Origin of the sequence: Prevotella pallens ATCC 700821, assembly GCF_000220255.1 — a bacterium.
Classification (GTDB): domain Bacteria; phylum Bacteroidota; class Bacteroidia; order Bacteroidales; family Bacteroidaceae; genus Prevotella; species Prevotella pallens.
Window position 1 is genome coordinate 1,534,978 of the sequence record NZ_GL982513.1, and the last position, 26,682, is coordinate 1,561,659.

23 protein-coding genes are annotated in these 26,682 nt (G+C 36.3%); 1 reads left to right on the forward strand and 22 read right to left on the reverse strand.

The window, feature by feature from the left end; genetic code table 11:
* Positions 1-656: 656 nt before the first annotated feature.
* The 4 genes from HMPREF9144_RS05930 to HMPREF9144_RS05945 are packed head-to-tail and all read right to left on the reverse strand — an operon-like array spanning position 657 to position 4,450.
* Positions 657-2,225: a peptide chain release factor 3 gene (locus HMPREF9144_RS05930; RefSeq protein ID WP_040595604.1), complete on the reverse strand. Its 1,569-nt coding sequence runs from the start codon at positions 2,223-2,225 to the stop codon at positions 657-659.
* A 40-nt stretch (positions 2,226-2,265) separates the two neighbouring features.
* Positions 2,266-3,147 (reverse strand): dTDP-4-dehydrorhamnose reductase, encoded by an 882-nt coding sequence (rfbD, locus tag HMPREF9144_RS05935; RefSeq protein WP_006045009.1) that lies wholly within the window; start codon positions 3,145-3,147, stop codon positions 2,266-2,268.
* Between the two features lie 11 nt (positions 3,148-3,158).
* The gene (locus HMPREF9144_RS05940; RefSeq protein ID WP_006045010.1) at positions 3,159-3,764 is read right to left on the reverse strand and encodes a DUF4924 family protein; all 606 of its coding nucleotides are present in this window, start codon (positions 3,762-3,764) and stop codon (positions 3,159-3,161) included.
* 5 nt (positions 3,765-3,769) lie between these two features.
* Positions 3,770-4,450 (reverse strand): LysE family translocator, encoded by a 681-nt coding sequence (locus tag HMPREF9144_RS05945; protein ID WP_006045011.1) that lies wholly within the window; start codon positions 4,448-4,450, stop codon positions 3,770-3,772.
* Positions 4,451-4,574: 124 nt separating this feature from the next.
* Here HMPREF9144_RS05945 and HMPREF9144_RS05950 point away from each other — a divergent pair, with 124 nt between their 5' ends.
* On the forward strand, positions 4,575-5,552 hold the full coding sequence (locus HMPREF9144_RS05950) for an ROK family protein (RefSeq protein WP_006045012.1): 978 nt from the start codon (positions 4,575-4,577) through the stop codon (positions 5,550-5,552).
* A 104-nt stretch (positions 5,553-5,656) separates the two neighbouring features.
* On the opposite strand, the gene HMPREF9144_RS05955 is transcribed toward HMPREF9144_RS05950, so the two are convergent.
* The 18 genes from HMPREF9144_RS05955 to HMPREF9144_RS06045 all read right to left on the reverse strand — a co-directional run bounded on the left by HMPREF9144_RS05955 (position 5,657) and on the right by HMPREF9144_RS06045 (position 26,351).
* The gene (locus HMPREF9144_RS05955; RefSeq protein WP_006045013.1) at positions 5,657-6,325 is read right to left on the reverse strand and encodes a Crp/Fnr family transcriptional regulator; all 669 of its coding nucleotides are present in this window, start codon (positions 6,323-6,325) and stop codon (positions 5,657-5,659) included.
* A 97-nt stretch (positions 6,326-6,422) separates the two neighbouring features.
* Positions 6,423-8,066 (reverse strand): hydroxylamine reductase, encoded by a 1,644-nt coding sequence (gene hcp / locus HMPREF9144_RS05960; protein ID WP_006045014.1) that lies wholly within the window; start codon positions 8,064-8,066, stop codon positions 6,423-6,425.
* 695 nt (positions 8,067-8,761) lie between these two features.
* Positions 8,762-9,661: an RluA family pseudouridine synthase gene (locus HMPREF9144_RS05965; protein ID WP_006045016.1), complete on the reverse strand. Its 900-nt coding sequence runs from the start codon at positions 9,659-9,661 to the stop codon at positions 8,762-8,764.
* Positions 9,662-9,677: 16 nt separating this feature from the next.
* Positions 9,678-10,238 carry a sugar O-acetyltransferase gene (locus HMPREF9144_RS05970; protein ID WP_040595606.1) on the reverse strand — a complete coding sequence of 187 codons (561 nt, stop codon included), beginning with the start codon at positions 10,236-10,238 and terminating at the stop codon, positions 9,678-9,680.
* 521 nt (positions 10,239-10,759) lie between these two features.
* A complete protein-coding gene (locus HMPREF9144_RS05980; protein ID WP_006045018.1) occupies positions 10,760-11,644 on the reverse strand; it encodes a carbon-nitrogen hydrolase in 885 nt (294 codons plus the stop codon).
* A gap of 34 nt (positions 11,645-11,678) precedes the next feature.
* Positions 11,679-12,749, reverse strand: coding sequence for an agmatine deiminase family protein (locus tag HMPREF9144_RS05985; protein ID WP_006045019.1), 1,071 nt, complete (start codon positions 12,747-12,749; stop codon positions 11,679-11,681).
* 612 nt (positions 12,750-13,361) lie between these two features.
* A complete protein-coding gene (locus tag HMPREF9144_RS05990) occupies positions 13,362-14,075 on the reverse strand; it encodes a hypothetical protein (protein WP_040595403.1) in 714 nt (237 codons plus the stop codon).
* Between the two features lie 51 nt (positions 14,076-14,126).
* Complete coding sequence (locus tag HMPREF9144_RS05995; protein ID WP_006045021.1) at positions 14,127-15,455, reverse strand: S41 family peptidase; 1,329 nt, start codon at positions 15,453-15,455, stop codon at positions 14,127-14,129.
* Between the two features lie 13 nt (positions 15,456-15,468).
* Positions 15,469-15,771, reverse strand: coding sequence for a winged helix-turn-helix domain-containing protein (locus HMPREF9144_RS06000; protein WP_006045022.1), 303 nt, complete (start codon positions 15,769-15,771; stop codon positions 15,469-15,471).
* Positions 15,761-16,375: a tellurium resistance protein TerC gene (locus HMPREF9144_RS06005; RefSeq protein WP_257009647.1), complete on the reverse strand. Its 615-nt coding sequence runs from the start codon at positions 16,373-16,375 to the stop codon at positions 15,761-15,763. Before HMPREF9144_RS06005 ends, HMPREF9144_RS06000 begins: the two co-directional genes overlap by 11 nt.
* Before the next feature lie 2 nt (positions 16,376-16,377).
* Positions 16,378-18,489, reverse strand: a complete 2,112-nt coding sequence (locus HMPREF9144_RS06010) for an outer membrane beta-barrel family protein (RefSeq protein WP_006045024.1) — start codon at positions 18,487-18,489, stop codon at positions 16,378-16,380.
* A gap of 62 nt (positions 18,490-18,551) precedes the next feature.
* Positions 18,552-18,929 carry a DUF2141 domain-containing protein gene (locus HMPREF9144_RS06015; RefSeq protein WP_040595404.1) on the reverse strand — a complete coding sequence of 126 codons (378 nt, stop codon included), beginning with the start codon at positions 18,927-18,929 and terminating at the stop codon, positions 18,552-18,554.
* A gap of 181 nt (positions 18,930-19,110) precedes the next feature.
* The gene (locus HMPREF9144_RS06020; RefSeq protein WP_006045026.1) at positions 19,111-22,371 is read right to left on the reverse strand and encodes a TonB-dependent receptor; all 3,261 of its coding nucleotides are present in this window, start codon (positions 22,369-22,371) and stop codon (positions 19,111-19,113) included.
* 113 nt (positions 22,372-22,484) lie between these two features.
* Positions 22,485-23,207 (reverse strand): 16S rRNA (uracil(1498)-N(3))-methyltransferase, encoded by a 723-nt coding sequence (locus tag HMPREF9144_RS06025; protein WP_006045027.1) that lies wholly within the window; start codon positions 23,205-23,207, stop codon positions 22,485-22,487.
* Positions 23,208-23,219: 12 nt separating this feature from the next.
* Positions 23,220-23,780, reverse strand: a complete 561-nt coding sequence (locus HMPREF9144_RS06030) for a bifunctional nuclease family protein (protein ID WP_006045028.1) — start codon at positions 23,778-23,780, stop codon at positions 23,220-23,222.
* Complete coding sequence (locus HMPREF9144_RS06035) at positions 23,780-25,042, reverse strand: MFS transporter (protein WP_006045029.1); 1,263 nt, start codon at positions 25,040-25,042, stop codon at positions 23,780-23,782. The genes HMPREF9144_RS06030 and HMPREF9144_RS06035 overlap by 1 nt, the downstream gene beginning before the upstream one ends.
* A gap of 231 nt (positions 25,043-25,273) precedes the next feature.
* Positions 25,274-25,870, reverse strand: a complete 597-nt coding sequence (locus HMPREF9144_RS06040) for a DUF3256 family protein (RefSeq protein WP_006045030.1) — start codon at positions 25,868-25,870, stop codon at positions 25,274-25,276.
* A 112-nt stretch (positions 25,871-25,982) separates the two neighbouring features.
* Positions 25,983-26,351: a hypothetical protein gene (locus tag HMPREF9144_RS06045; protein WP_249031165.1), complete on the reverse strand. Its 369-nt coding sequence runs from the start codon at positions 26,349-26,351 to the stop codon at positions 25,983-25,985.
* Positions 26,352-26,682 lie beyond the last annotated feature (331 nt).

Genomic DNA, 26,682 nt, shown 5'->3' on the forward strand with positions numbered 1-26,682 from the left:
ATGGAGATAAAAGAGTTAGTATAAGAAATTCTACTTATATGCACTAATATTGAAATATCACATTATTATTCAGATATTTATAACAGTATTAAAAATAAAATGTTGAAGAATAAAGGAATTCATAATTTGCATTTAAATAAATTCCGCTCAAGCAATATAATATAGTAGGACCAGGAGTTTATTATTCCAACATAGGTTTTAAACTTGTGTTTAACTATTCAGTAGGCATAATAAGAAAGCGTCTACAGAAGTAGCTAATATAACCAAAAATTATCTAGTAAAATAAGGAGAAATAAACGTCTCAAAGGATGTAGTTTGTTATGATTTCTAATTTGCAACTGACAGATATCTAAAACGCAACTGACAGATATCTGAAACGAACGTAATAGATATCTGAAAGAAGAGCTACTAACATCTGGGTGAATTTTCTATACTTCTTATACACTCTATTTAATCTATACGTAAAAGTAGATGCTGTTTATATTCTCTTCAAAAACCAGCTATATAAAATAAATATGGCGTTGCATCTCTTTATATGCAACGCCATATTCGATAGGGGGAATAGTAGTTTAATACTTTTTATTTTAACGAAAATTTATTATATAATAAGGCAGACTACTTAGCCTTAAATAGGCATTATAATCAATACCTATTCACTAAAATTCGCTAGTAAAGTGGAACTTTATATCTTCAAAATCTTGTTGTGCCATACTGAGCACATAGCCAGAATCAGCAAGAAACACATCTCGTCCTTCTGTATCTTTTGCCATATACTGATATTTACGTTTCTTGAAGTTCTCGAGTGCTTCGGCATTTTCTGCTTCTATCCAACAAGCTTTGTGTAGGTGTACAGGTTCCCATCTACACTTGGCGTTGTATTCGTGTTCCAAACGATATTGTATTACTTCGAACTGAAGTTGTCCTACGGTTCCTACAATTTTACGATTGTTGAACTGATTGATGAATAGCTGTGCTACACCTTCGTTCATAAGTTGTTCCAAACCTTTCTGAAATTGTTTGGCTTTCATAGGATCATCGTTCTCTATGTATTTAAACAGTTCGGGTGAGAAACTAGGTAGTCCTCGAAAGTGCAATTGTTCTCCTTCGGTAAGAGTATCGCCTATTTTGAATACACCGCCAGTATCGGGTAAGCCTACTATATCACCTGGATATGCTTCATCGACAGTACTTTTACGTTGCGCCATAAATTGTGTAGGCGATGAGAAACGTAGTGTTTTGCCGTTTCTTACATGTAGATAAGGCTGATTGCGCTCAAACTTTCCTGAACAAATCTTACAAAATGCAATACAACTACGATGGTTAGGGTCGATATTTGCAGTGATTTTAAATATAAAACCACTAAACTTTTTCTCTTCAGGCTCAACCAGTCGTTCCTCAGCCATAGTAGGTTTGGGGCTTGGTGCAATGCGAACGAAACAATTCAGTAGTTCCTGTACACCAAAATTATTCAGTGCTGAACCAAAGAAAACAGGTGCAACCTTTGCTGAACGGTATGCTTCGAGATTAAATTCAGGGTATACCCCATCAACCAGTTCAAGGTCGGCACGCAATTGTTCTGCAGCATCGTCTCCAATATGAGCAGCTAAATCGGCATTGTCCAATTTAATTTCTACCTTTTCTGTTACACGTTGCTTGTTTGGCGTGAATAAGTTTAGATTCTGTTCGTATATGTTATAAACTCCTTTGAAACGTTGTCCTTGTCCTATTGGCCAAGAAAGTGGGCGGACACTTATTTGCAATTCCTCTTCCAGTTCATCAAGTAAGTCGAACGGTTCACGACCTTCACGGTCCATCTTGTTTATGAAAATTATTACAGGAGTGTTACGCATTCGGCACACTTCCATAAGTTTTCTTGTTTGCGTTTCTACACCTTTTGCAGAATCCACCACAATAATAGCTGAATCAACAGCAGTAAGTGTTCGATAAGTATCTTCTGCAAAGTCTTGGTGTCCTGGTGTATCTAATATATTCACCTTATAGCCTTCGTAATCGAATTCCATAACTGAGGTGGAAACAGAAATACCACGTTGTTTTTCTATATCCATCCAGTCGGAAGTTGCCGTCTTCTTTATCTTGTTATTCTTAACTGCCCCTGCCACTTGTATCTGTCCACCAAACAAAAGAAACTTCTCTGTAAGAGTAGTTTTACCAGCGTCAGGGTGTGAAATAATAGCAAAGGTTCTTCTACGTTCTATTTCGTTCATAGGAATATTATTCATTGTCTTTCGTGAGCAACTATTGTTTTTATGCTTCTCTCAACAAGTTTTCCATACATCTCTCCAAACTATCTTCCCAATAAGGGACATTTGTGCCAAAGGTCTCTTTTATTTTTGTTTTGTCGAACACAGAATAAGCTGGACGTTTTACAGGCGATGGAAACTCGTTGCTATGACACGGCTGAATGTTGCAGTTGGTATTGCCGGCTAGTTTTGCAATTTGCTTTGCAAAGTCGTACCAGCTACAAACTCCTTCATTCGAAAAATGATATATACCTGTTTTACCTTCGTATTTTCTGTTTTCAACGATATTGAAAATTGCATTGGCTAGATCTACAGCGTAAGTTGGCGTACCACATTGGTCGAACACAACCTTCAGTTCGGACTTCGTGGCAGTAAGATTCATCATTGTTTTTACAAAATTCTTACCAAATTCACCATATAGCCATGCAGTTCTTATAATGATGTATTTTCCTCCGATAGCTTTAATTTTCTCTTCGCCGTGTAGTTTCGTTAGTCCATAAACACCTGTTGGTGTGCCTTTCTGGTCTTCTTTGCAAGGTGTGTTGTATGGGTCTCCGCCAAAAACATAATCGGTGCTGATGTGTACCAACAGTCCATCAACCTCTTTCATAGCCTTTGCTAAGTTTTCTGGAGCAGTGGCATTGAGCGTTTCTACAATGTTGCCAGCAGTTTCTGCAGCATCAACGTTTGTCCACGCCGCACAATTTATTATACATTTTATATTATGTTCCTTTACTATTTTACGTATATCGTCAAGGTCCGTAATATCAAGTTTTTGATAGCCATCGCATACATCAGTAAAAATATAATGGTCGTTGCTGTTCTTCACTATCACCTGAATGGTATTTCCCAGCATACCGTTTGCACCTGTAACTAATATGTTCATATTTCTTTTTTTTAATCTTCAAATTGTAATCCTTCAGTTTTATCTTTCAGATAATAGTCTGAAAGCATACCAATGAGCGTTGTTATTTCTTTTAATGCTACTTCTGTTTCATGGCTAATTTCCTTCTTTTGCAGTCGAAGCATCATTACGCCGTAAAGAAGATCAAAGCAAGTTTCTATCTCGCTATGCCCAAGATTGGCAGCAATCTCTTTTAAATTAGGTTCGTTTTTGCGCGCCATTCTATCAGCAACCTGCTTCGTTTTTCCACGAAGTTCTACAATAAAAGGCAATACACGATAATACTCTGCAGAATAGAATGGAAATTTAGATGAGGCTAGTAGCTGTGCGTGGAGTTCATTAAGCGATTGCATTACCACTTTATTTATTTGCAAATGTCCACTTTCTCTACATCCTTCTTGATTCATCATTCTTATAAGGTCGCCAAACCAATCTTCCTCTTCATCTTTCTGCACATCTGTATAATCGAATTTATCTATATACTCTCTGCGAATTTTCATTAGAGAACATTGATAAGCACGTATAATATCCTCTATTTGCCACATATACAATAGATATTCAGCAATACTTTTCTTTCGTAGTTCTTTAGCAATAAGCATAAAAGTTAATAATAAGAAGGTAAATGATACAAATTAAACACTGTACCTATTAGCATTATAAGTGAGAAAATAATAACTATCGATCCTATAATCTTGTTAATAATCAGAATACCACTCATATCAAAGATGTTATGTATCTTGTTTACAAGCCACGTAAGACCATACCACCAAATTAAAGCTCCTATAGGAATAGAAGCTAAACCAATGCCCATTTCAACAGGACGAGACGGTTGAATAAAAGCAAATTGTGCAAAAGTAGCAACAAACAAGAAGATTATTAATGGATTAGAGAAAGTAACAAGGAAAGCAGTTAGTCCATTATGAAAGAGTGTTCCCTTTGTATTACCCCCCTTGCGCATTTTTTTTGTTGGATCAGACATAAAGCAATAAACACCAAAAAGCATCAAGATAACACTTCCAGAGATTTGCAAAACAAACTGATTAGTTGGATCTTGTAGTGGTTCCATTATAAAACTCATACCGAGTCCGACAGTAAGTGCATAAATAATATCACTTATAGCAGCACCAACACCAGTTATAAATCCATACCACCTGCCTTTATTTAAAGTTCGTTGAATACACAAAATACCAACTGGACCCATTGGTGCAGACGCAATAATACCGATTAATATACCTTTAAATATAAAATCGAGTATATCTAATTGGATTAGGAGAAGCATATTCATAACTTGGTGCAAAATTGCGAAAATTATATGGAATAAGCAAATTTACCAATTAAAAGTTTGCCATATTCCGCTTTTTTAATAACTTTGTCCCACAAATTAAACTAAATATAATATAAAAAAGAAGATGGATGTACAAGAGCCGAAATCATTCGTTATAGGATTAGACTTAGGGGGTACTAATTCTGTTTTTGGAATAGTAGACCAACGTGGACAAGTGCTTTCTACCTCTTCTATAAAGACTCAAAGTTATAAAACTGTTGAAGATTTTGTAGATGCAGGAATTGAAGTGTTAAAGCCAATCATTACAAAGGTAGGCGGTATTAGCCAAATACAAGCAATGGGTATCGGAGCTCCGAATGGTAATTTTTATCGTGGAACTATTGAACACGCTGCAAATTTAGTTTGGGGACATGAAGGTGTAGTACCATTGGCAGATATGTTTTCAGACCGTTTAGGTATTCCTGTCGGATTAACCAATGATGCGAATGCTGCAGCAATTGGTGAGATGCAATACGGAGTAGCTAGAGGTATGAAGAATTTTATTATGATTACTCTCGGTACAGGAGTTGGATCTGGTATTGTTGTAAATGGACAAATGGTTTATGGCTCTGATGGTTTTGCGGGCGAACTTGGACATACAATAATGGTACGCGATGATAGTGGACGTCTTTGTGGTTGTGGTAGAAAGGGTTGTTTGGAAACTTATTGTTCTGCTACTGGAGTTGCACGGACTGCTCGTGAATTTCTTCAGAAATCAAACGAGCCATCATTGCTTCGCGAGATAGACCACGAGGAAATAACATCACTTGATGTTTCGATTGCTGCAGGAAAAGGTGATAAGATGGCATTAGATATCTTTGCTTTCACAGGAGATATGCTTGGAGCTGCTTGTGCTGATTTTGCAGCATTTACATCACCTGAGGCATTTGTTTTCTTTGGAGGATTAACTAAAGCAGGCGATTTACTGATGAATCCTATTAAAGAAGCATATCAGAAATATGTATTACCAATTTACAAAGATAATGTAAAGTTCCTTGTAAGCTCGCTTGACGATGCAGCTGCTGCTGTTTTAGGTGCTTCAGCTATTGGTTGGGAAATGTAATTGCATATATTTAGGTACGATACAACTATTCGTAACTCAAAGAAGATTATAAGGAAATATAAACTTTTAATTTTATAGACCTTGATAAAACATTTTATCAAGGTCTATTTCATTTTATCTGAGTTGAGAATTGTTATCTGTTTGCCATCTATCTTAATAGCTCCATTATCCTCAAATTCAGAAAGGCATCGCAACAATGAAAACTTTTGTATTCCAAATGTATCGGCAATTTCTTGACGAGTGTTACTTAATTTAATTGTACGACTTTGCTGCTCTTTTGCTACTTTCATTAAAAAGTAAGCTACTTTCTCTCGAACTGTAAGAAGAGATAACATACGAAGTTTCTGAGTGAGAAACACGTTGATTGAGGAAAGAAGCTGAATAAAATTCATACGTATACGCTCATTTGAATCTATTAAATGCTTAAGCTCTGATGGCATCATACGCATAATCGTTGTGTGTTGTGCTGTTTCAACACTAACTGGCATTGCATTATTTTTTGCAAAGATAAAGGCTGGAGCTATTAAAATACACGCCTTTAAACGATCTATTTGGACTTGCTTCCCAGATAAGCCTGTCATTCGTGATATTAACTCGCCCTTAAGAATAAAATCGGCATACTTGCATGGCATTCCTGCAAGTGTGTATATTTCTTTTGCAGGATACTCCACTATCTTGTAATTTACTGTTTGTAGTATTGCTTGTATCTCTTTAGCGGTTAATCCATTGAAAAAAGGACTACTGGCGAGTGTCTCGTACATTGATACTTCCATTATTATTCAATTTATAAGATTAACGTATTATATGGATTTTTATTGTAGTGATAATAAGAAAAGTCCCTCGACAAAATATCGAGGGACTTAATTTATTCTAAAGAATATATTTCTGAATATCTTCTTCTACCGTTCCATTACCAGCAAGTCCAAAGTTATCTATTAAAACCTTTAGAACATTTTCTGAAACAAAGGCAGGAAGTGTTGGACCTATATGTATATTCTTCACCCCAAGATGGAGCAGTGCTAGAAGAACAATAACAGCTTTCTGTTCATACCATGCAATATTGAAGAATATTGGTAAGTCGTTAATGTCATTTGCACCAAATATTTCTTTCAGCTTGAGTGCAACTACCGCCCAAGAATATGAGTCGTTACATTGTCCTGCATCTAATACTCGTGGAATTCCATTGATGTCTCCAAGATTTAGCTTGTTGTATTTATATTTAGCACAACCACTGGTAAGGATTACTACATCTTTTGGTAACGCCTTTGCAAATTCTTCATAATAATTGCGACTCTTCATACGACCATCACAACCACTCATAACAACAAATTTCCGAATGGCACCACTCTTAACTGCCTCTACTATTTTATCGGCAAGAGCAAATACTTGTGCATGTGCGAATCCACCTACTATTTCGCCTTTCTCTATTTCTTGTGGAGCTTCACAAGTTTTTGCTAATGCTATAACCTCTGAAAAATCTTTCTTTCCATCTTTACCTGTAGCAATATGTTTCCAACCTGGAAAACCAGTAGCGTTAGTTGTGAAAACTCTATCAGCATAATTTGCATTCTTAGTAGGAGGAACTATACAGTTTGTTGTAAAGATAATTGGACCATTGAAGCTTGCAAACTCTTCCTTTTGCTTCCACCATGCATTACCATAGTTTCCTACAAGATGTTTGTATTTCTTAAGACGAGGATAGTAGTGAGCTGGTAGCATTTCGCTATGAGTATAAACGTCTATACCTGTTCCTTCGGTCTGAATTAACAGATCTTCAATATCTTTAAGGTCGTGTCCTGAGACAAGAATACCAGGATTTTTACCTACACCAATATTAACTTTTGTAATCTCAGGATTGCCATACGCACTTGTATTTGCCTTGTCGAGTAATGCCATTGCATCTACACCATACTTACCTGTTTCGAGTACAAGGCTGATAAGTGTGTCCATATCTGCATTTGGATTGCTAATTTCAGAAAGAGCTTTGCACATAAATGCTATAATCTCATCGTTCGTTTCGTCCAAACGAGAAGCATGATCATAGTATGCAGACATACCTTTAAGACCAAGTATTGTTAGCTCTTTTAATGAACGAAGATCGGGATTTTCGTTGCGGAGTACTCCTTCTCTTATTCCTTCTTCTGAATAATCAGATTTTTCTCCACCCCAACGAACTTCTTGATAGTCAGGAAGTGATATATTCTTATTAGATGCTTCCTCTATCAATTTCTTTTTAAGAGATAAACCTGTATCTACTTTATTTAAAATACTCTGATCGTCAAAGTTTGCATTTGTTATTGTTGCAAACAACGAATCTACAATATAATCAGCAACTTCTTTCGATGGCTTTCCACCTAATGCGTGTTGAATAGTTCCTATACCACGCACAACGCTTATTAATAAATCTTGCCACTTTGAGGTTTCTGCCTCTTTACCGCATACTCCTTTAATGGTACAACCTGTTCCTTTTGCTGTTTCCTGACATTGAAAACAGAACATTTTATTTTCTATCATAATGTTTTTAATTAAGTTTCTGGTGCAAAGGTATTAGTATAGATATTAAGGTAAGGTAACATTTGTTCCTGACTATTGTTAAATAATCATTAAAAAAAATAGGCTCAGTAGAAAAGATGTAGAGATACTTTGCAAAAGAAGATAATTGTAATAGATTTTACTTTTATATAACTATATCCAGAAGAACGCTTTATTGGTCAGATATTTATAATAGCATTTAAATTAAAATATTGGAGAATAAAAGATAGCATAAGCCTCATCTTAATAAGTGTCTTTTTGGTATTATTATATGATATCACAAAGGCTGTAGTTTATTGTGATATCTAATTCGCAACTTTCAGATATCTGAAACAAACGTTACAGATATCTGAGAAGAACGGGATAGATATCTGAGAAGAACGGAACAGATATCTAAAACAAGAGTAGCTAACATTTACTTGGTTTTTCCTGATAATCTGAGGTACTTTATTGCAAATGAATGCTATGTAAATATATCACTACAACAAGCTATATGGCTATATATAATATAAGGTAAACATTATATGCCGAAAACATTTAGCAACCAGCATATAACACAAAAGAGGAAAAGTCCCAATATTATTCGTAATACACAGCTCGTAATCTTCTTTATAATGAAGATGAGAACTATAAAACAAAGAATGGCATATAATGTATTTCCAATATGTTCCATGTGTTTAATCTTTTTCCAAAATACGTTTAAAGGCTATTGGAATTTGTGTACTAAACTCCATAGGCTGATGGGTTATGGGGTGATAAAAGCAAAGAATATAAGCGTGCAAACATAAGCGATTTATTGGATCGTCGCCATTACCGTATTTAGAATCGCCACACACTGGGTGCCCGATGTCGGCCGCATGAACACGTATTTGGTTTTTACGTCCAGTCTCTAAGGTAAATTCAACCAACGAATGCGTATCAGTAGTTTTTAGAACATGGAAATGTGTAACCGCATACTTTCCACCATTGTCTATGGGCGAACTATATGTAACATACATCTTGTTATCTTTTAACCAATTAGCTATCGTTCCGCCTTCGGTGTTTATTTTACCGCTAAGTATAGCAATATAACGCCTATCATAAACCATATTGTGCCATTCGTGTTCAAGAATTTGCCTTGTTTCCATATCTTTAGCATAAATGAGCAATCCAGATGTTTCACGATCGAGACGATGCACTACGTGTGCAGTACATTTCTGACGAGAGCGTTTGAAATAGTTGTCGAGTATAGTTTTTACATTTAGCGATGACTTCCCAACTCCCATAGATAGTATTCCGTGCGCCTTTTCTACTACTACTAAATATCTGTCTTCGTAAACTAACTTTACGTATTTACTTTGAAATTGGTCGTTCTTCTTCGTTGTGCTTACAAACACTTTATCGCCTTTGTGCAAAGCAAAATCGAACTGCGTTACAATTCTGTTATTCACTTTTATACCACGATTTTGTAAAGTGGCTTTTGTTTTAGACTTACTTTGCTTTACATTCTCTAATAGCCATTCCAATAAAGGTGCATCGTTTTGTACCTTTATTTGCACATATTTATCTTTCTTTTTATATGGATTATCTTTCTTCATTCTGCACGTAGCTTTCTTATTTAACGTCTATTCTCTTTATTACTCTACACGGATTTCCAACAGCTACAACATTGTCTGGAATATTCTTTGTTACTACCGAGCCAGCACCAATCACAACATTATTACCTATGGTAACACCAGGAAGAACTATAACATTGCCACCAATCCAAACATTATTACCTACCTTAATTGGATACGCATATTGTATTTCAGCATTTCTTTCATCTGGGTCTATAGCATGACCCACTGTATAGAATGCGCAATTAGGAGCAATGAATACATTGTCGCCAAATGTTACCTTTGCTTCGTCCAATATAACAAGGTTGGTATTAGCAAAGAACTTCTCTCCTATTTCTATATTGAAACCATAGTCGCAAAAGAACGGCTGAATTATTTTAAATCTATTTCCAGTCTTACCCAACAGTTTCCTTAACCGTTCGGTGCGTTCTTCTCTTTTAGATGGTGATAGATGGTTTAAGTAAAAGCACTCTTCTTCGCACTCGCTCAGCCCCTTTAACACCTCAGGATCTAATGCGTTGTAAGGCAATCCTTGTTCTTGTTTCTCTCTTTCTGTCATATTTCTTGTGCTGTTATCAATAGTCTTTTGGAAAGCCAATCGTGGTTCGCCATTCTCTAAATGTATTACGCCACAATACGTAAAGCCTAACTTCTGTAAACCTTTGCGCATTATAAAATTCTCTTCGTGCGTATCTATTCGGATATTCTTTACCTTCTGAAAGCAATATTCTATAACAATAGATAGAATGCCATGAACGTTTGGAACTGATGCAATGCGGTGAATTGTGCCATAATGTTCGTTGTTTAACCAGCCTTTTCCTTCTATTTCCAGATAAGTTGAATCTACTCCTTCTATAAAAGCAAAGGTAGCTATAGGAGAGCCTTCGTCTGACAAAACAAGATAGCTATTTTCTTTCTCTATATCCATTTTTATTTGTTCGTCAGAAGGGTGTAATTTCCCCCACTGATGCGAATTACCTGATGCTATCATTTTTTCTCTACCATGTTGTATTATTGATAGCACAATGGGCATATCGGTTAAGGTAGCTTTTCTTATCGTTGCCATTCTTTTCTGTTATTTTAGTCGATAAAACGTTTTGTGATATCGCCATAATTGTCTATGCGTCTATCTCGCAGAAATGGCCACCAGCGTCGTACGTTCTCACTCCGTTCAAGGTCTATATTCACAATAATACTTTCCTCGTCGTCTGTACAGGCTTGATAATGTAACTCTCCTTGTGGACCAGCTACGAAGCTACTGCCCCAAAACTGTATTCCATTAGTTTGGTGGCTTGGATCTGGCTCATGTCCTACCCTATTTACAGCTACCACTGGTAAACCGTTTGCCACAGCATGTCCACGCATTACTGTGGTCCATGCTTCGCGTTGGCGTTGTTGTTCTTCTTCGCTATCGCTACTTTCATAACCTATTGCAGTTGGATAAATTAAGATTTCTGCTCCTTGTAAAGCCATTAGTCTTGCTGCTTCGGGATACCACTGATCCCAACAAACAAGTATTCCTAATCGTCCAACGCTCGTATTGATTGGCTTAAAACCTATATCGCCTGGCGTGAAATAGAACTTTTCGTAATAAGCTGGGTCGTCTGGAATGTGCATCTTTCTATATTTTCCTGCTATGGTTCCATCTTTTTCAAATACAACTGCAGTGTTATGATATAGACCTGCTGCACGTTTTTCGAATAATGAAGTTACAAGCACTATTCCGCATTCTTTTGCTACTGCACCATAAAGTTCTGTTGATGGACCTGGAATAGTTTCGGCAAGATTAAAGTTGTCTACGTCTTCCACTTGACAGAAGTAGAGCGAGTTGTGCAGTTCTTGTAAAACAACAAGTTCTGCTCCGCGTTTGGCTAAGTCTTTAATGCCTTCTATAAGGTTCTCTATATTCTTTTCTGTGTCAGCTGTGTTGTGCAACTGCAACATTCCTATTTTCAATTCTCGCATAATATTTCCGTTTTGAGGGGGACTAAAATGTTTCTTATAAGATTCCTTCAGGGAACTGCATTGTTAGACAATGAATAGACCCGTGTTGGCGTATAATGGTTTGTGAATTTACGCCAATTATATCGTAATTAGGGAAAGCTAACTGTATTATATTTAAAGCCTGCTTGTCGTTTTCTGGCTGGTTGTAGGTAGGAACAATTACTGCTCCATTAAGTATTAAGAAGTTTGCATAGGTAGCGGGCAGTCTTTCGCCTTCATCGTAAATAGCATCGGGCAAAGGTAGCTTATACAAGTTGTAGGGTTTCCCATCTAAGGTTCTAAACGATTGCACTTGGTCTTCGAGAGCCTTTAAATCGTTATAGTGCGAATCGTTCACGTTATCGGTACCTATATAGAGCAATGTGTCGTTTGGCGCACAACGAAATATGGTATCAATGTGCCCATCTGTGTCGTCGCCTTGCAACTCTCCATGTTCTATCCATACTATGCGCTGCACATCTGGAAAAACTTCGAGTAAACGCTTTTCTATATTCTCTTGTGTTAAGGGCTGATTTCTATGTGGTGCATTCAGACACGAGGTTGTGGTGAACAACGTATGTTTACCATCGCTCTCTATTGAGCCTCCTTCCAAAACAAAGTCTTTATGGTTTTCTAATGTGCCATTGAATGTTTCCATAAAATAAAGTTGTCTGTTTATGCTGTTATCTTTATCTGACCGGAATTTCTCTCCCCAACCATTAAAACAAAAGTCTAACAAATGCGGACCTATTTTTGTTTCTGCATTCTCGGCTATAGGAAGCAACGTAATAGGTGCAACATCTCTTGCCCACGTGTCGTTATTATCGCATTGACGAAATATAATTTGATGAATTTGTTCTGCTCTCAAATGTTTCGCAAGCAGTTCTTTTACTTCTTCAGCATATTGTGCTACTATGAGCAACTTCTCGTATTGTGTTATAACATCAGCAAGTTCAATATAAGTTGCTGTTATCTCTTCCAAATAGGGTTGCCAATCTGTTTCTTTATGTGGCCATATTAGCATTATGCCACTTTGCTTTTCCCATTCTGCAGGAAGTCTAAAAGAATATTTGTTCAATGTGTTCACGCTTTAATAAAAGTTATTTGCCATTATCGAATAATACCTTTATCTTATGAAATAGGCAATTTGTTTACTGCAAAGATACGACAACATAAAATCGTGAACAAGTTTTTTTATAAATTTATTCGCTTAACCATCTTTTTAAGTTCCTCACCTCTCATTATGTATTTTTGCATTGCTATTATTGCGCTTCTATTGTTAGCCCTACTATTTTCAACTGTTTATGTAGGAAATTGCTCTTAAATGGCTTGCACAGAAACACAGCACTACGATGATGCTATAGCTTTCTCATAGCTTTCTTCTGCTTCTTACATATCTCTGTTGTCTTTTTATGGGCAATAAACGTTATTACATTACGCGTTGTAGAGTTTTATTTACACGTAAATAAAGTTTTACTTACACGTAAGTAGAGTTTTACTTACACGTAAATAAAGTTTTACTTACGTGTAAGTAATAACACTTTACCAGTATTGCACTAACAGAACATACGTATATAAATTGTATAGAACACGTGAGAGAATTGCAGCAAACACTATACACAGAGGTAATTTATAAGGTTGGCACAACACAAAATGTGTGCAGACAATGAAGATACAAGAGTGTTTTTTTGGCAGGCAATTACTCATTGCCATTTATCCAACCATTCTGTATATATTTCGGATTTACAGAAAACTCTCCTGCGCCTATATCAAGGTCGCCACTGTTGGGTATTCTGTATTGTCCCCATGCACAAGGTTTGCTCTTCTTTGTTTTGTAGCTTTGCCATGTTCCCGAATAAAGATTGTTGCAATACGAATCGGAATAATCGTCAATATCATCGTATTTAATTGTTCTATCATTGGTTTCAAACCAAAAGAACAATAAATAACCAGAGAAAATTCCGCTTCCTTTCTCAGTAAGTTTTTCGTTGAACTTATATCTTGCTATTGTACAACCACGCCGTTTGAATTTACCTCGCATCGAATCGTCAATACTATATGTTGGTTCAGTGAATACTCTGTTTTCTATTATAGTTATTTTCCCCGTGAAACGGCATTTATTTCCTTTTACAGCAGAATGTCCACTAACATTATATTGTAGGTTATTTGCTTTATACACTTGTTGTATTTCAATCGTGAGTTTCTGATAATTAGTACCAATAAAACCAACATAATGCACTCGTTTATCTGCAAGTATCTCCGAAAAGTCTGCATTAACAGTTGTAGCTTTAGTCTCTTCAATTTGCGCCAATATCCACTTTGGTACAATCGTAGTTCTGTTACTTGCCAAACAATCTACGAAATACAGTGTTAGCAGTGCTATTACGCCTAAAGTGTTTAATAACCGTCTCATAGTTTTCCTAACAATCGTTTCTGTTTTCTTACACACTACACCTGTGTAGCACTAATATGAAATCTTCTTCAATACAGATTCTAAAGCTTTGCTGCTTTCAACATTTATATCGGGCAACGCACCGTGTATATTGTTCTCATCGGCTCCGAAAAGCCAAAAACGTTTGAAAGAAATGCTGAGTTGTAATTTGGAATGTGGCAATGCATAACCCACCACATCGCCATAGGAAATATTCATTCCACCTGCTTCTTCGCCTACAAGTGTACCTATGCTGAAAGCCTTAACAGTCCAAGCAAAACTTGCTGCTGCTGAAAAAGAATGATGATTGACAAGTACCCATACTTTCCCGCTGAAGCGTTGCGCAGCATCGGCTTGCGGTTGGGTCATCTTATCAATTATATAGAAGTTTACTCCTTGTTCGTATTTTCGGCGTGCTAACCTTTGCGTAATTGGTGTTACCTTCGTCCAAACCTTTTCGTACTGCATAAATGGCGTTTTTGCAATGTATGAAAGTAAAGTATCACCTGCCATTGAAGTTCCTCCGCCATTATCTCGAATATCAATTATCAGGTTCTCAATATGGCGTGTATTCAAGTCTGCCACCATCTTACGGCATACATCTGCAAGTTCTTGCGCATTCATAAAGTGAGGAACAGTCATTAAAGCAGCTTTTTTATTGATAATGCGGTAACTCGCAAAATCATTCTGTGGTACTTCTTTCATACCACGTTTCATCTCCTTTTGCTTCTCTTCTAACGAAACGCTATACATCTTTCGGTTAACAATTTTGCCATTCTCAATGTATTGTATGTCATATTCAGCAGCATTATACAACATATAGAACCAAGCAAGAAACCCATTGTTCACATTTGTTAGCCTAAAGAAAGTCCGTTCACCTGACGCATAAGGTAGCATTTTTTCAATCATTTCCTTGCTGCTTACCCCATTAATAGAAACTATCTTCGCTCCTTCAGGAACGCCGAACAAGGTTCCGCGTGTAGTAATCGTAGAATCGTTGGCATCAACTGAAACCATTAAAGGAAAACGCGGCATATCTTTTTCGAAAGCATCTTTGTAAGGAAAGTAAAGTGCTGTATGTCCATCGCCAACGGCAGCCACTAAGGGTGCAACACTCCGATAGAAGTCGAGCGTGGTCAGACTATCTGGGAATGCTTGCTTGATGGTATTCGCTTGTGAAAGGAATGCGGTAGGTGTACACACAGAGAAAACATTGGGGTGCACCTCACACAACATATAAACTAAACTATCTAAGTCATCAATAGCTTGCTGTCTGCTCAGTTTCCCATTGTCTGTGTTACCAGCATTCATTGTGCCGATAAATGTTTGTACGAATGTAAGAATTAAGAAAAAACGCTTCATTTCAATACTATCATTATATGTTTAAATTCAAATACGACTTTAATGCCTGCACGTGGTTTGCCAATGCTTGTATTCCTTGTGGCGTTATACGGCAAACGGTTTGGGGAACTTTGCCCTTGTAGCCTTTCTTCACCTTTATATACTTCGCCTTTTCCAACTTGTCTATCTGCACACTTATGTTGCCCGATGTAGCCTTCGTGGTATTCTTTATGTAGGTGAAGTCGGCACTGTCGGCACTCATTAGTATCGACATAATTGCCAAACGCAATTCGTTGTTCAGCAAAGGGTCGAGGGGGAGGAAATCGTTATCTACCATTGCTGAACTTTAAATATAAACCTGGAACTATCAGTGTGAACACGGCTGTAACGGCTATGCACAGCAATTCGTTCACACCCTGATTAACAAGTGAGAAGTAAGCACATATCGCACACGCCACCGCACCAATAATGGAGATGAACAAGCGATTCATCATCAATCCTGTAACGGCAACCGACAAGCCCATAAACAGAATGATGGTTGGCGTCATCGGTATGATTTGCCTTACGGAGATGCCGCCAAAGGTTATCGCACATATATTGATAGCCCACAAAACAAACACCGATATTCCGAATACACCCCACATGTAGCCAATGGTACGGCTGACGATGGTGTCGGGAACAGACCAAGAACGGTTGAAATAGTACTGGTATATGCCACCTATCAGCGACATCAATATCCAAAGCAAATGCCAACTGCCACCGCCTTCTCCCTTCGGTGTGTTCGTTATGAGCAACCAAATGATGAGTGAAGTAGATAATACCAATCCGCCCCAAACAAGCAACGGCTGTGCCGAAGCCTTGGCAACGTCTCTCCTACTCTGCTCTATCGTTCTCTCTATGAGTTTCAAACTCTCTGCTACTGTTAATTCTTTTTCTTTCATAATCATAGCTTTATATTGTTGTTTTTATTGAAATCGTTCAAGCGTTCCGCTTCGCCATTGTCGTCGCGCTTCAGCTTTCTGCCGCCTTTTCCTTTGCCGAAGTTGTAAGTAAGCGTAAGTTGAATGTTCCTACTGTTGCTTCCTTGCATCGTATCGTAGAAGTTGGAATAGCGGCTGTGCGTTTCAATGAATCCGTACTGCTTGTTGAATACATTCTTCACTGCCAACGTCAAATTTACTCTTGGCTTGAAAGCTTTCGACAACAGTAGGTCTACACGCTGATAAGACCTAATCATCGAGTTGCCCGAATGCAGTCGGGATATGGCGTTTAACGATACTTCCACATTGAAATTGTGCGGCAGTCGGAAAGTTGCCTTCGTGTTGTTCATATATAGGAAATGTCCTTTTATGCTTTCGCCCTTCGTTATCTGAATGGTTTGATAGCACAGAAGCGTATTGAAGTTTATGTTGAACCAATAGCAAGGCTGGAAAGGCAAGCTTAGATAAGCGTACCAATGGTTTTCCTGATGGTGGTTGATGTAAGTAACATAACTGCCCATAGGGTTGTCTGGTGTTTCAAAAGAGAACTCTCTAATCAGGTCGCTGTGCATATCAACGCCCAACGTCAGCGAATACACATTGTTGTAAACGAACGTCGAACGAATGCTGTTTACGTATTCAGGGCGCAAGGCAATATTGCCTATCGTATAAGTAAACAACGATGTCTGCGTCTTCGTAGGGTTCTGCTGACTGAACAATGGGCGGGCTATCTTTCGAGAATACGATGCGATAACTTTCCATTTGCCGTACTCGTCTATGTCATAGCCTATCGAAACGTAAGGGAACAAGTCGCTGTAATTTCGCTTTATGTTCGTTGGAAACTCTTTGGTGGCTACATATTCATATCGCAGTCCCACTTCGTAATTCAGTTTCTTGTAAGCAGCTGTAAACTGTGCATACCCTGCAAATATGCGTTCTTTCTGCTCAAAAGCAGCATTACTGTTGTCGTTCTGGTCTGACGAAACGCCGCCATACAGCGTATTGTTGTCTGCCGATATGGCATTGTGTTTCAGTCCAAACAATAGATTGCTATTCTTTGTAAATTGTTTGAATACCGATAAATCCATTGCCAATACCTTATATATAGATGCTGTATTGCTCGAATCGCACTTGTTTTCAAACAGATTTACATTATCACCACACAGTCGCCTGACATCACATGAAGTAGAAAACTTTATTTTTGAGCCTTCATTATCTACCTTATATGATACATCTGCCTGCAGAGAATGCAAATGATTTCGTAGCTTTTGCGTGTAAGTGCTCAATACATCGTGCATACTTATCTCTGGTGTCTGCATAGATGTGCGGTCGTTGGTTGTTCTTTTCAAACGGTTCAGCGTGAACGCATACTCTGCTCCGATATTCCAACGAGTGCTTAAATCGGCAAATCCGCCTACTCTCCAATAATAGTCTCTCGCTGGAATGCGATAGTTACTCATAGAATTATAATCGTATGAAGGTAGGTTGAAAACTCGCTTTATATGACCTTCTCCGTTATCCTTAGTCGTAATAGGATTGGAAAACGAAGCATATAGGTTTACTTTGTTCCATCTTGAAAACACCGAAACGGCTGCAGTGTTGCGGAAAAATGTGTTGGCAACGTTCAAACGGTTTTCTATCGAGCCATTCGCTCCGTTATCTTTCTGCTTCCGAAGAACAATATTTATTACTCCGCCCTGCACGTTGGCATCTTGCGAAGCATCGGCAATAGTCTGGACTTCCACCTTGCTGATATCCGAAGAACGCAAGCTTTGCAAGTAACTTATCAATGCTGCGCCTTCCATTCGCACCTCGTGTCCATTGAGAAGAACCTTCACTTTCCCTCTTCCGTCTATGCTAATACCACTCTCCGTTACTGTTACGTGAGGAACAGACTCCAAAACTTCGTCCATTGTTTTGTTTTCGTCCTCACGCATTTGCACAATTATCTTGTTACCTTTATTTCTTATCCTACTTGCTACAACAACAACTTCTTGCAAAGTATGTTCCTTCGACACATTCACGGTATCTGAAGACGATACGAACATTGAAAGCATAATACTCAAAAATAACATTGGTATTTCTTTTAAAGATTAGTGCATTCAGTAACAACTCACTCAAAATACATTCTTATCTTTTATTGTAAATAGGTAACATTTGCATTGAGTACACCTTTCTTTATATCTTTTTCTGTATAAACCTGCTGAATAAAACCTTCTGTTGGACGTCCGTATTCGTCTTTATCAATCTGCTTATTTCCATTTGTATCAATAAAGGCACTCACTTTAAACTTACTCCATTCAGGTATTTCAAATTTTATATCCATTTTATGCCCTTTCACAACTTCCATCAACATTACAGGGTTAGCTGCATTGTCGGTCGCCTCAATATTCTCTACCATTATTAAAAGCGTTCCTTCTGTTTCTCTAATTCCATTAATAGATAATGTTACAGTTTTACCACTACAAATTGCACATACGGCAAAAGTAATCATAGATAATAGTAATCGTTTCATAATAGTCCTCCTTTAGTTTATTAATTATATTGCAAAAGTAATGTAGTTTATAATATAAACCAAATAAAATACTGATTATGAGAATTATATAACTTTATTTAACAAAAATAAGAGAAGAAATATAAAGATATTCCTTCTCTTATTCATATTAGGTTATTGTATTTCTAGAGTTATTGTATTTCTAGAATGTGTAACGCAATCCTATCTGACCACGCCAACGGCTGTTATAACTGTCATAATCACGATTTACGTGTGTACCATCAAACTTAAATAATCCATCGCCTTCATAGTTAAATGGACTGAAATAACGTCCGAAACCATCACCATAAGTGTGTCCCCAATCTTTATTGAGCAAGTTTCCTATATTAATAATATCGAAGCTTAATTCCAAAGAATTGATTTGTCCACCCACTTTAAAGCTATATTTCTGTGCAAAGTGAACATCGAAGTGATGTTCGAAAGCTAGATTATCGGCATAGCGCTTGAAATATTCACCTCGGTGTTTACTCATATAAGAGTCGTCGGCAATCCATTGTTTCAATAAAGCACGTTGTTGATCTTCTGTCAAATTTCCACTATAGTTAGTTCCTAAAACCTTTGTTATTAAAGGATAAGTATTCTTGCTATTATTTACAGTTGTTGGTGCAAAGTGCATTTGGTCTATTTGTGCATCGGTAGGAATAAACATAATATCATTTCCACGTGCACCATCGTTATTCATATCACCATACATTTCTATAACGTATGGAGAACCACTACGTCCCTGATAAATAACTCCAACTGTAGTTTGCCATTGCTTTCGTGTACCATAACCAACATGATAATATGCACTTGCTTGAATACGATGAGGTACATTATAAGCACTGAAACCAAGTTCAGGATCATTCGGATTACGATAAGTAGTATTAAACATCCAGTTGCTTCCTGCAACTGAAGAGGTACCACTATTTACACTCATAGAACGTGTCCAGGTGTAACTTGCCATAAGATCGAGACCAAAGTTGAAATGCTTCTCAGCTTTTAGTGATAAGTTTACGGTATAACCTTTATTGGTATTATACAATCCGTATACGTATGCATAAGGAGTACCCTTTGTTGTTTGCTCAAACATAGTCCGATTATCCCAGGTATATCCAGTTTCTTGACCAAATGTTCGTCCAGTTTCTTCTATAGCAAGGTTTTTATAATAAATATCGTTCAATGTTTTAGAGTAGATAGCCTCAGCTGTCCAATCTATTCCCAAAGCTTTAAAGTCGAAACCAAGATTAAATTTAAGCGTTTGCGTAAATTTAAAATTATCGGCAAATACGTTTATTTCTTGATTTCCTGTTGAAGCTTTTAGCTTGTCGGCATTGTCTAATTGTTTATTAGGATCGAAGATAAGGTTAAGTCCTTTAGGATTATAAACATTATATTTAGACATTTGAATACCTGTATTAGCAAAGTTGTTGCTTATCCAAACGTATGGGATACGTCCAGTAAATACACCCAAGCCTCCACGAAGAATAAATTGCCGATCGTTATTAATATCCCAACGGAAGCCTACACGTGGACTCCATAAAGGAGTACTAGATAATTTATGATCAGTACGGACACCCCAGCCTCGTTTCGAAGCATATTCATTAAAACCAGTATTAGCTGTAGGAGTATCGAAGAAAAGAGGAATTTCCATTCGTAAGCCGTATGTAAGTTGGAACGAAGGTGTGGCATTCCATTTATCTTGAGCATAAAAACCTAACTGACCGGCAGAGAAAGGAGCTTTCCAACGTGGGTCTCCTGTTACTTCTTTATTAGCCATTCCAAAACGATATTGCTTAAAATAAGCATAATTTGGATCAAGATTGTCTGCCATAAAGTCTGTATAATACTTATTAAAATGCGCTAAGTCTGCAAAGTTATAAGTACCATTTGCATCTTGAATGAACAGATTAGCAAACTTGTAGAACTCGTTATGTGTACCAAAAGTAAACGTATGATTTCCATTATACCACGTAAGGTTATCTTCTACGGTATAAATATCTTGATCAAGAGTATTTGCCATAGACGAACGCTCGTTTCCAATATTAAGTGAACCACCTGTTACTTGAAGAGATATCATTGGTGCTGCCGATGTTACAGCACGTTGATCGCGCACTCTAACATAACTTGCACGAGCCTCATTACTAACAACAGCAGATAAACGGCTTTGTAATTCTGCTGTAAAAGAGTTTGTTTTACTCTCGAATGGATAATAATAGTGATTGTCGTTTAACGAAGAGGCACTGCTGACATTACTTAATTGTTTTGCATCTACTAAGCTCCAACGGAATGAAAATTTATTGAAGTCGTTAATATTCCAGTCAATTTTTGCACCAAACTTTTTGCTCTTGGTATAAATATCAGGATTACCGAAAGCTCCATTATATTCGTATCCTTGCTTTGCAGCCATTGCTTTAATTTTAGAAAGCACATCATCAGCCTCTTCTTTAAGAACTCGAGAACCTGTTTGTCCGTAGCCATTTATATTTGGGTATTTTTTATTTGCATCTTCATAATTCACAAAGAAGAATAATTTATCCTTTATAATAGGTCCGCCAAATGTGATTCCCCATTGATATTCCTGCTGTTTTTGATATTTAGGTGCATAACCTGTTCCATCGGAATAAGGATAATGGTTACCAATAAGATTCTGATTGTTTCCAAAGCCATAAACACTTCCGTGGAATTTATTTGTTCCTGATTTGGTAATAGCATTGATAGCACCGCCTGTAAAACCACTCTGACGAACATCGAATGGGGCTACATTTATTTGAATTTGCTCAATAGTTTCCATAGAGACTGGTTGTGTACCAGCCTGTCCACCATTAGATCCATCGGCAGTAAGGCCAAATACATCGTTATTCATAGCACCGTCTATCATAAATGAATTATAACGGTTACTTGTTCCAGCGAACGACATTGCTCCATTACTTGATGTTGTTAGTTGTGGATTCAATCGTGCTACATCGGCAATACCGTGAGTTATACTTGGAATTTCGGCAATTTGCTTTGCTGAAAGACTTTGAGCTGCTCCTGTCTTCGTTCCATTTATTCCAGCCTTTCCTACAACAACAACTTCTTGCAGTTCTTTTGAATCTGTTTGTAGTTTACACGACAAATCTTCTACCTCTCCTAAGCGTAAAGTTACGTCTTGGAATACCTTTGTTCGATTACCAATGTAGGAAATTTCTACTTTATAAGGTCCACCAACACGCATACCTTGAATTGTAAAACGACCATCTATATTGGTCAAAGCTCGATAAATAGTACCCGAAGGTTGGTGTGTTGCAGTTACTGTAGCACCAATAACTTCTTCGCCATTTGATGTTACTCTACCACTAATACCTGATGTTGTTATCTGTGCCATAGCCGAAACGGATATAACAAGCAGTGTTACAACAAGAGAAAGCAATCTTTTTTGCATAATAACTTGATGTTAATATTTAATAACGTTATAAAATTATGGTGCAAATATAATTAAAATTTGCCAAAACTCAGTTAGTAATGCTGTTAAAAACTTAGTTCTTAACAAGAAAGTTAGATTCGATTTGCCAAATTTGCCATTAATACAGCCGCTAATCCTGCTGTTTCTGTTCGCAAACGACTATTTCCTAATGTTGTACTTTTATATTGTTGTTGCAAAGCTTGGTGTACTTCGTTGATGGAAAAATCGCCTTCAGGACCTATTAATACTGTTATGTCTTCGAATAGACCTGAATTATTTATATTGGAAAAGAAGTCTGTTTTTTCTATTTCGTTATAACAATGGCAAATAAATTTTTGTCCAGTTACTTCTTTCTGCATAAAATCTTCGAATGAAAGCATATTGTTTACAATGGGTTTCCACGCTTTTCTACTTTGTTTCATTGCCGATATAACAATACGTTCTATCCTATCTATGCGTAGATTTTTGCGTTCGGAGAACTGACAATTTAAGAAAGATATTTCATCGAAGCCTATCTCTGTTGCTTTTTCTACAAGCCATTCTATACGGCTTATGTCTTTTGTTGGAGCAATTGCTAAATGTATATGTCCTTTCCAAGTTTTGTTTTGAACCAACGTTTGGGTTATTTTGTAAAGACAGTGTTTTGAATTTGCTAAAGTTACCACTGCTTCGTAGAAACTTCCTTTACCATCTATCAAAAAAATATCATCGCCTATTTTTAATCGTAACACACGAATTGCATGAATTGCTTCGTCAGTTGGCAATTCATTATCTTCGGTTGCGTTAGGGACATAAAAGTATCGTGCTTCTTTCATTGTTGGATAGTCTTACTTTTTTCTTTCTTCACTATTCTTGCGCCTGTTCAATTCATCGCGAATACTAGAAGCTAACTCATAATTTTCGTCTTTTATTGCTTTTCGTAAAGCCTTTTCTAACATTTCTAATGTTAATGCATTTAAAGGAAGTGCAACCTTACTTTTCCCCGACTCATAAGGAACACTTTGTCTTTTAAAAAGCTTTTCCTCCATATAAATATCTATGTTGGCAATTTTCGATAAAAGTATTGCATCTGAGGCACGAATAGGAACCATTTCGTACGTAATTTTATTTATTATTACTACTTTATATTGACCATCAGATATAGAATTAAACAATATTTCGTAATGTTCAGAATCTATATTTGAATTTAACCAACAAAGCACTTCAGGCAGAAGACTATGCCGAATTGGGTTATCTCCTATTCTAATATTCAGTTCATGCACCATTATTTTATCGCAAACAATGGCTATTTGTTTATCTTCTAATTGGTTAGTAAGTACTAAAAGCCCCATATTAGAGCCACCAACTATTTCTGTTATTCCTTTAAAAAAGATTTGTATCTTGTTCATTACTTTTCTTTCGGGTGGAATATGACGGCAAAACTTATTGCAACAACTAGAGCATAACCAGCAAATATAAACCAACACGTTTTCCAGTCGCCTACTGTTAGTATATTATCGCCAAATTGTTTCAATTCAGTATAGTTATTAATTATAGCTTGAGCCGCAAGTGTTCCTATTGTTGCGCCAATACCATTAGTCATTAACATAAACAAGCCTTGTGCTGAAGAACGTATTGAGGGATTTGTGTTTTTGTCTACAAAAAGAGAACCTGATATATTAAAGAAATCAAAGGCTATTCCATAGACTATCATCGATAAAACAAATAATAAAACACCTGGCATTCCTGGATTTCCTAAACCGAAAAGTCCAAAACGTAAAACCCAACCTAACATTGCTATCAACATTACTTTCTTAATTCCATAGCGACGCATAAAGAATGGAATAAGTAGAATGCAGCAAGTTTCGCTTAATTGTGAAAGACTTATAAGTATATTTGCATGTTGCACACCAAATGCGTTTGTAAATTCGGGTTGTGCAGCAAAACTAAACAAAAAAGGATTTGCAAAACTATTTGTTATTTGCAAACTTACGCCTAATAACATTGAGAAAATAAAGAAGATTGCCATTTCTTTTTGTTTAAACAACGAGAAAGCTTTTAATCCAAAAGCATCAACCAAACTCTTTTTCTCATTTCCTACAGATATTTCACAACTTGGTAATGTAAATGTATAAAGGAAAAGTATAATACTCACAATACCAGAAGTAAGGAATTGGTTTTGATTGCTTTGAAATCCTATAATGTCTACCAGCAACATTGTAAATATAAATCCTATTGTCCCAAAAACTCGAATGGGCGGAAAGTCTTTTACAGTATCCATTCCTGCTTGTGATAATGCTGAATAAGCAACAGAATTAGCTAAGGCAATAGTTGGCATATAAAAAGCAACCGACATAGAATAAAGTGTAAAAATTATACTAAAGTTTACATTTGTCCCTGCACTTATTCCATAAAATGCTGTACCAAACATAAATAGGCCTGCTAATAGGTGGCAATATCCTAATAAGCGTTGTGCAGGTATCCATCTATCTGCCACAATTCCCATTAATGCTGGCATAAATATAGAAACAATACCTTGCATAGAATAGAACAATCCGATATTTTCACCAATACCTATATTTCCAAGATAACGTCCCATTGACGTTAAATATGCTCCCCACACTGCGAACTCTAAGAAGTTCATTAGTGCTAAACGTATCTTTAAACTCATCTTTTAGAACTTTGTTTGGCAACAAAAGTACAGCTTTTATCAGAAACTACCAAAGTAAAGTTAAGTATTTATATTAAAGATACAATATGGGCAAAAAAAAATTGATTGTCTCACGACAATCAATCTTTTTATTAACCTTAATAATCTAATACCATGAAAAACACATTGCAAAGTTAAGCAGAATTTATCATACCATAAAGTTTTGCCATTGCAATCTGTTATAAATTAATATTATTTAAAGAAAGCCCCATTCCAATTAAGTTTTCTTTGTTTTAAAATGTTGCTCATATCTGTTTTATCGTTAGACGAAAGTAACGGAACTGTGAATTTAATGGTTAAACTATTGTCTGACTCTGACAATTTAAACTCACAAAGTGTAATATTTGCCATATTCAATAAGTCTTCATAGCGTTGTTGTAACATAGAATCGGGCTTTTCAAATACAGGAGTAAGGTCTATTTCAAAAGGTTTCAACTTCCATTCTTTTGAAAATAGCATTAATTTACTTTCTGCAATTGGTCCATTCCATGTTTGTACTAGTGCTATAGTTGAATTATCTAAACTCTTTATTTCTAATTTAGATGCATTGTTTAACTGTACACGAATATAATTGTTGGTAAATTTCTCTATACGTGTTGTATCTTGCAAACTATTCACAACCTCTGGTTTCATTTTCATTGTAACATAGTCTGCTAATTCTGTTCTTAAACTTTTATTGAGATATGGCACAATAGAATCTGGCATTTCAATCCAAAGCTGACGCATTTCTTGTGCGTTTACTGCAATGAGATTGAAAGTTATCATTAGGGTCAAAAATATTCTTTTCATATTAAGTTTACATAGAATAATATGTTAATAATACTACGATGCTTTGTATTTAGATAATTGGACCTTATATTTTAAATTGTAATAAAAAAATGTCTATTTATTATATCGCTTATTAGAAGAGCGAAAAACTTACATCGCAATTGTTTTTATACGTAGAAATCATTATCATTGTTCTGTTTTTACTATTATATCCTACTACAAATTTTCCATCGTCTAAATTTTCTGAATTGGTTATATTATAACGTCCTTCATATTTTTTTGATAAATTATTCATCCGTGTTATTGCATTGTCTTTACTTTTGCAATAAGTTGTTAGACGCAACTGATTAAATTTTCCATCTTTATTAAAAAAACATTCCGCCTCATTATATTTTTCGCCATCAAATGCAACATTTTTATAAATAGCTTTCTCGTTACTCAATAGATAGGGAACACCAAACATTTTCTCTAACACTCGCATTGTCTCTGCGTTGTCTACCATAAATTTAATGTTTTCAATCTGTTGTTGTGCTGACAAATTTAATGTAAATACAAATAAGAGGATTATAAACCCTAAACTTTTCTTCATTATTTTAAATTCTTTATCTATTTTTTGTGCAAAGTTATATAGAAATTGACGAAAGTAAATACTTTTTTTAAGAAATCTATAATAGTTATTTTTATAAGTGTCTATTATTTCAGCATAAATTGTTTACTTGTGCTCTATTTTATCTGGCACACATTAACAAGAAAGAGCCTACAAAAATAGATCCCTATAACAAAGAAGTGTTAAACCAAAAATAAGGAAAAGCTAAAATAAAAATATGCACCTG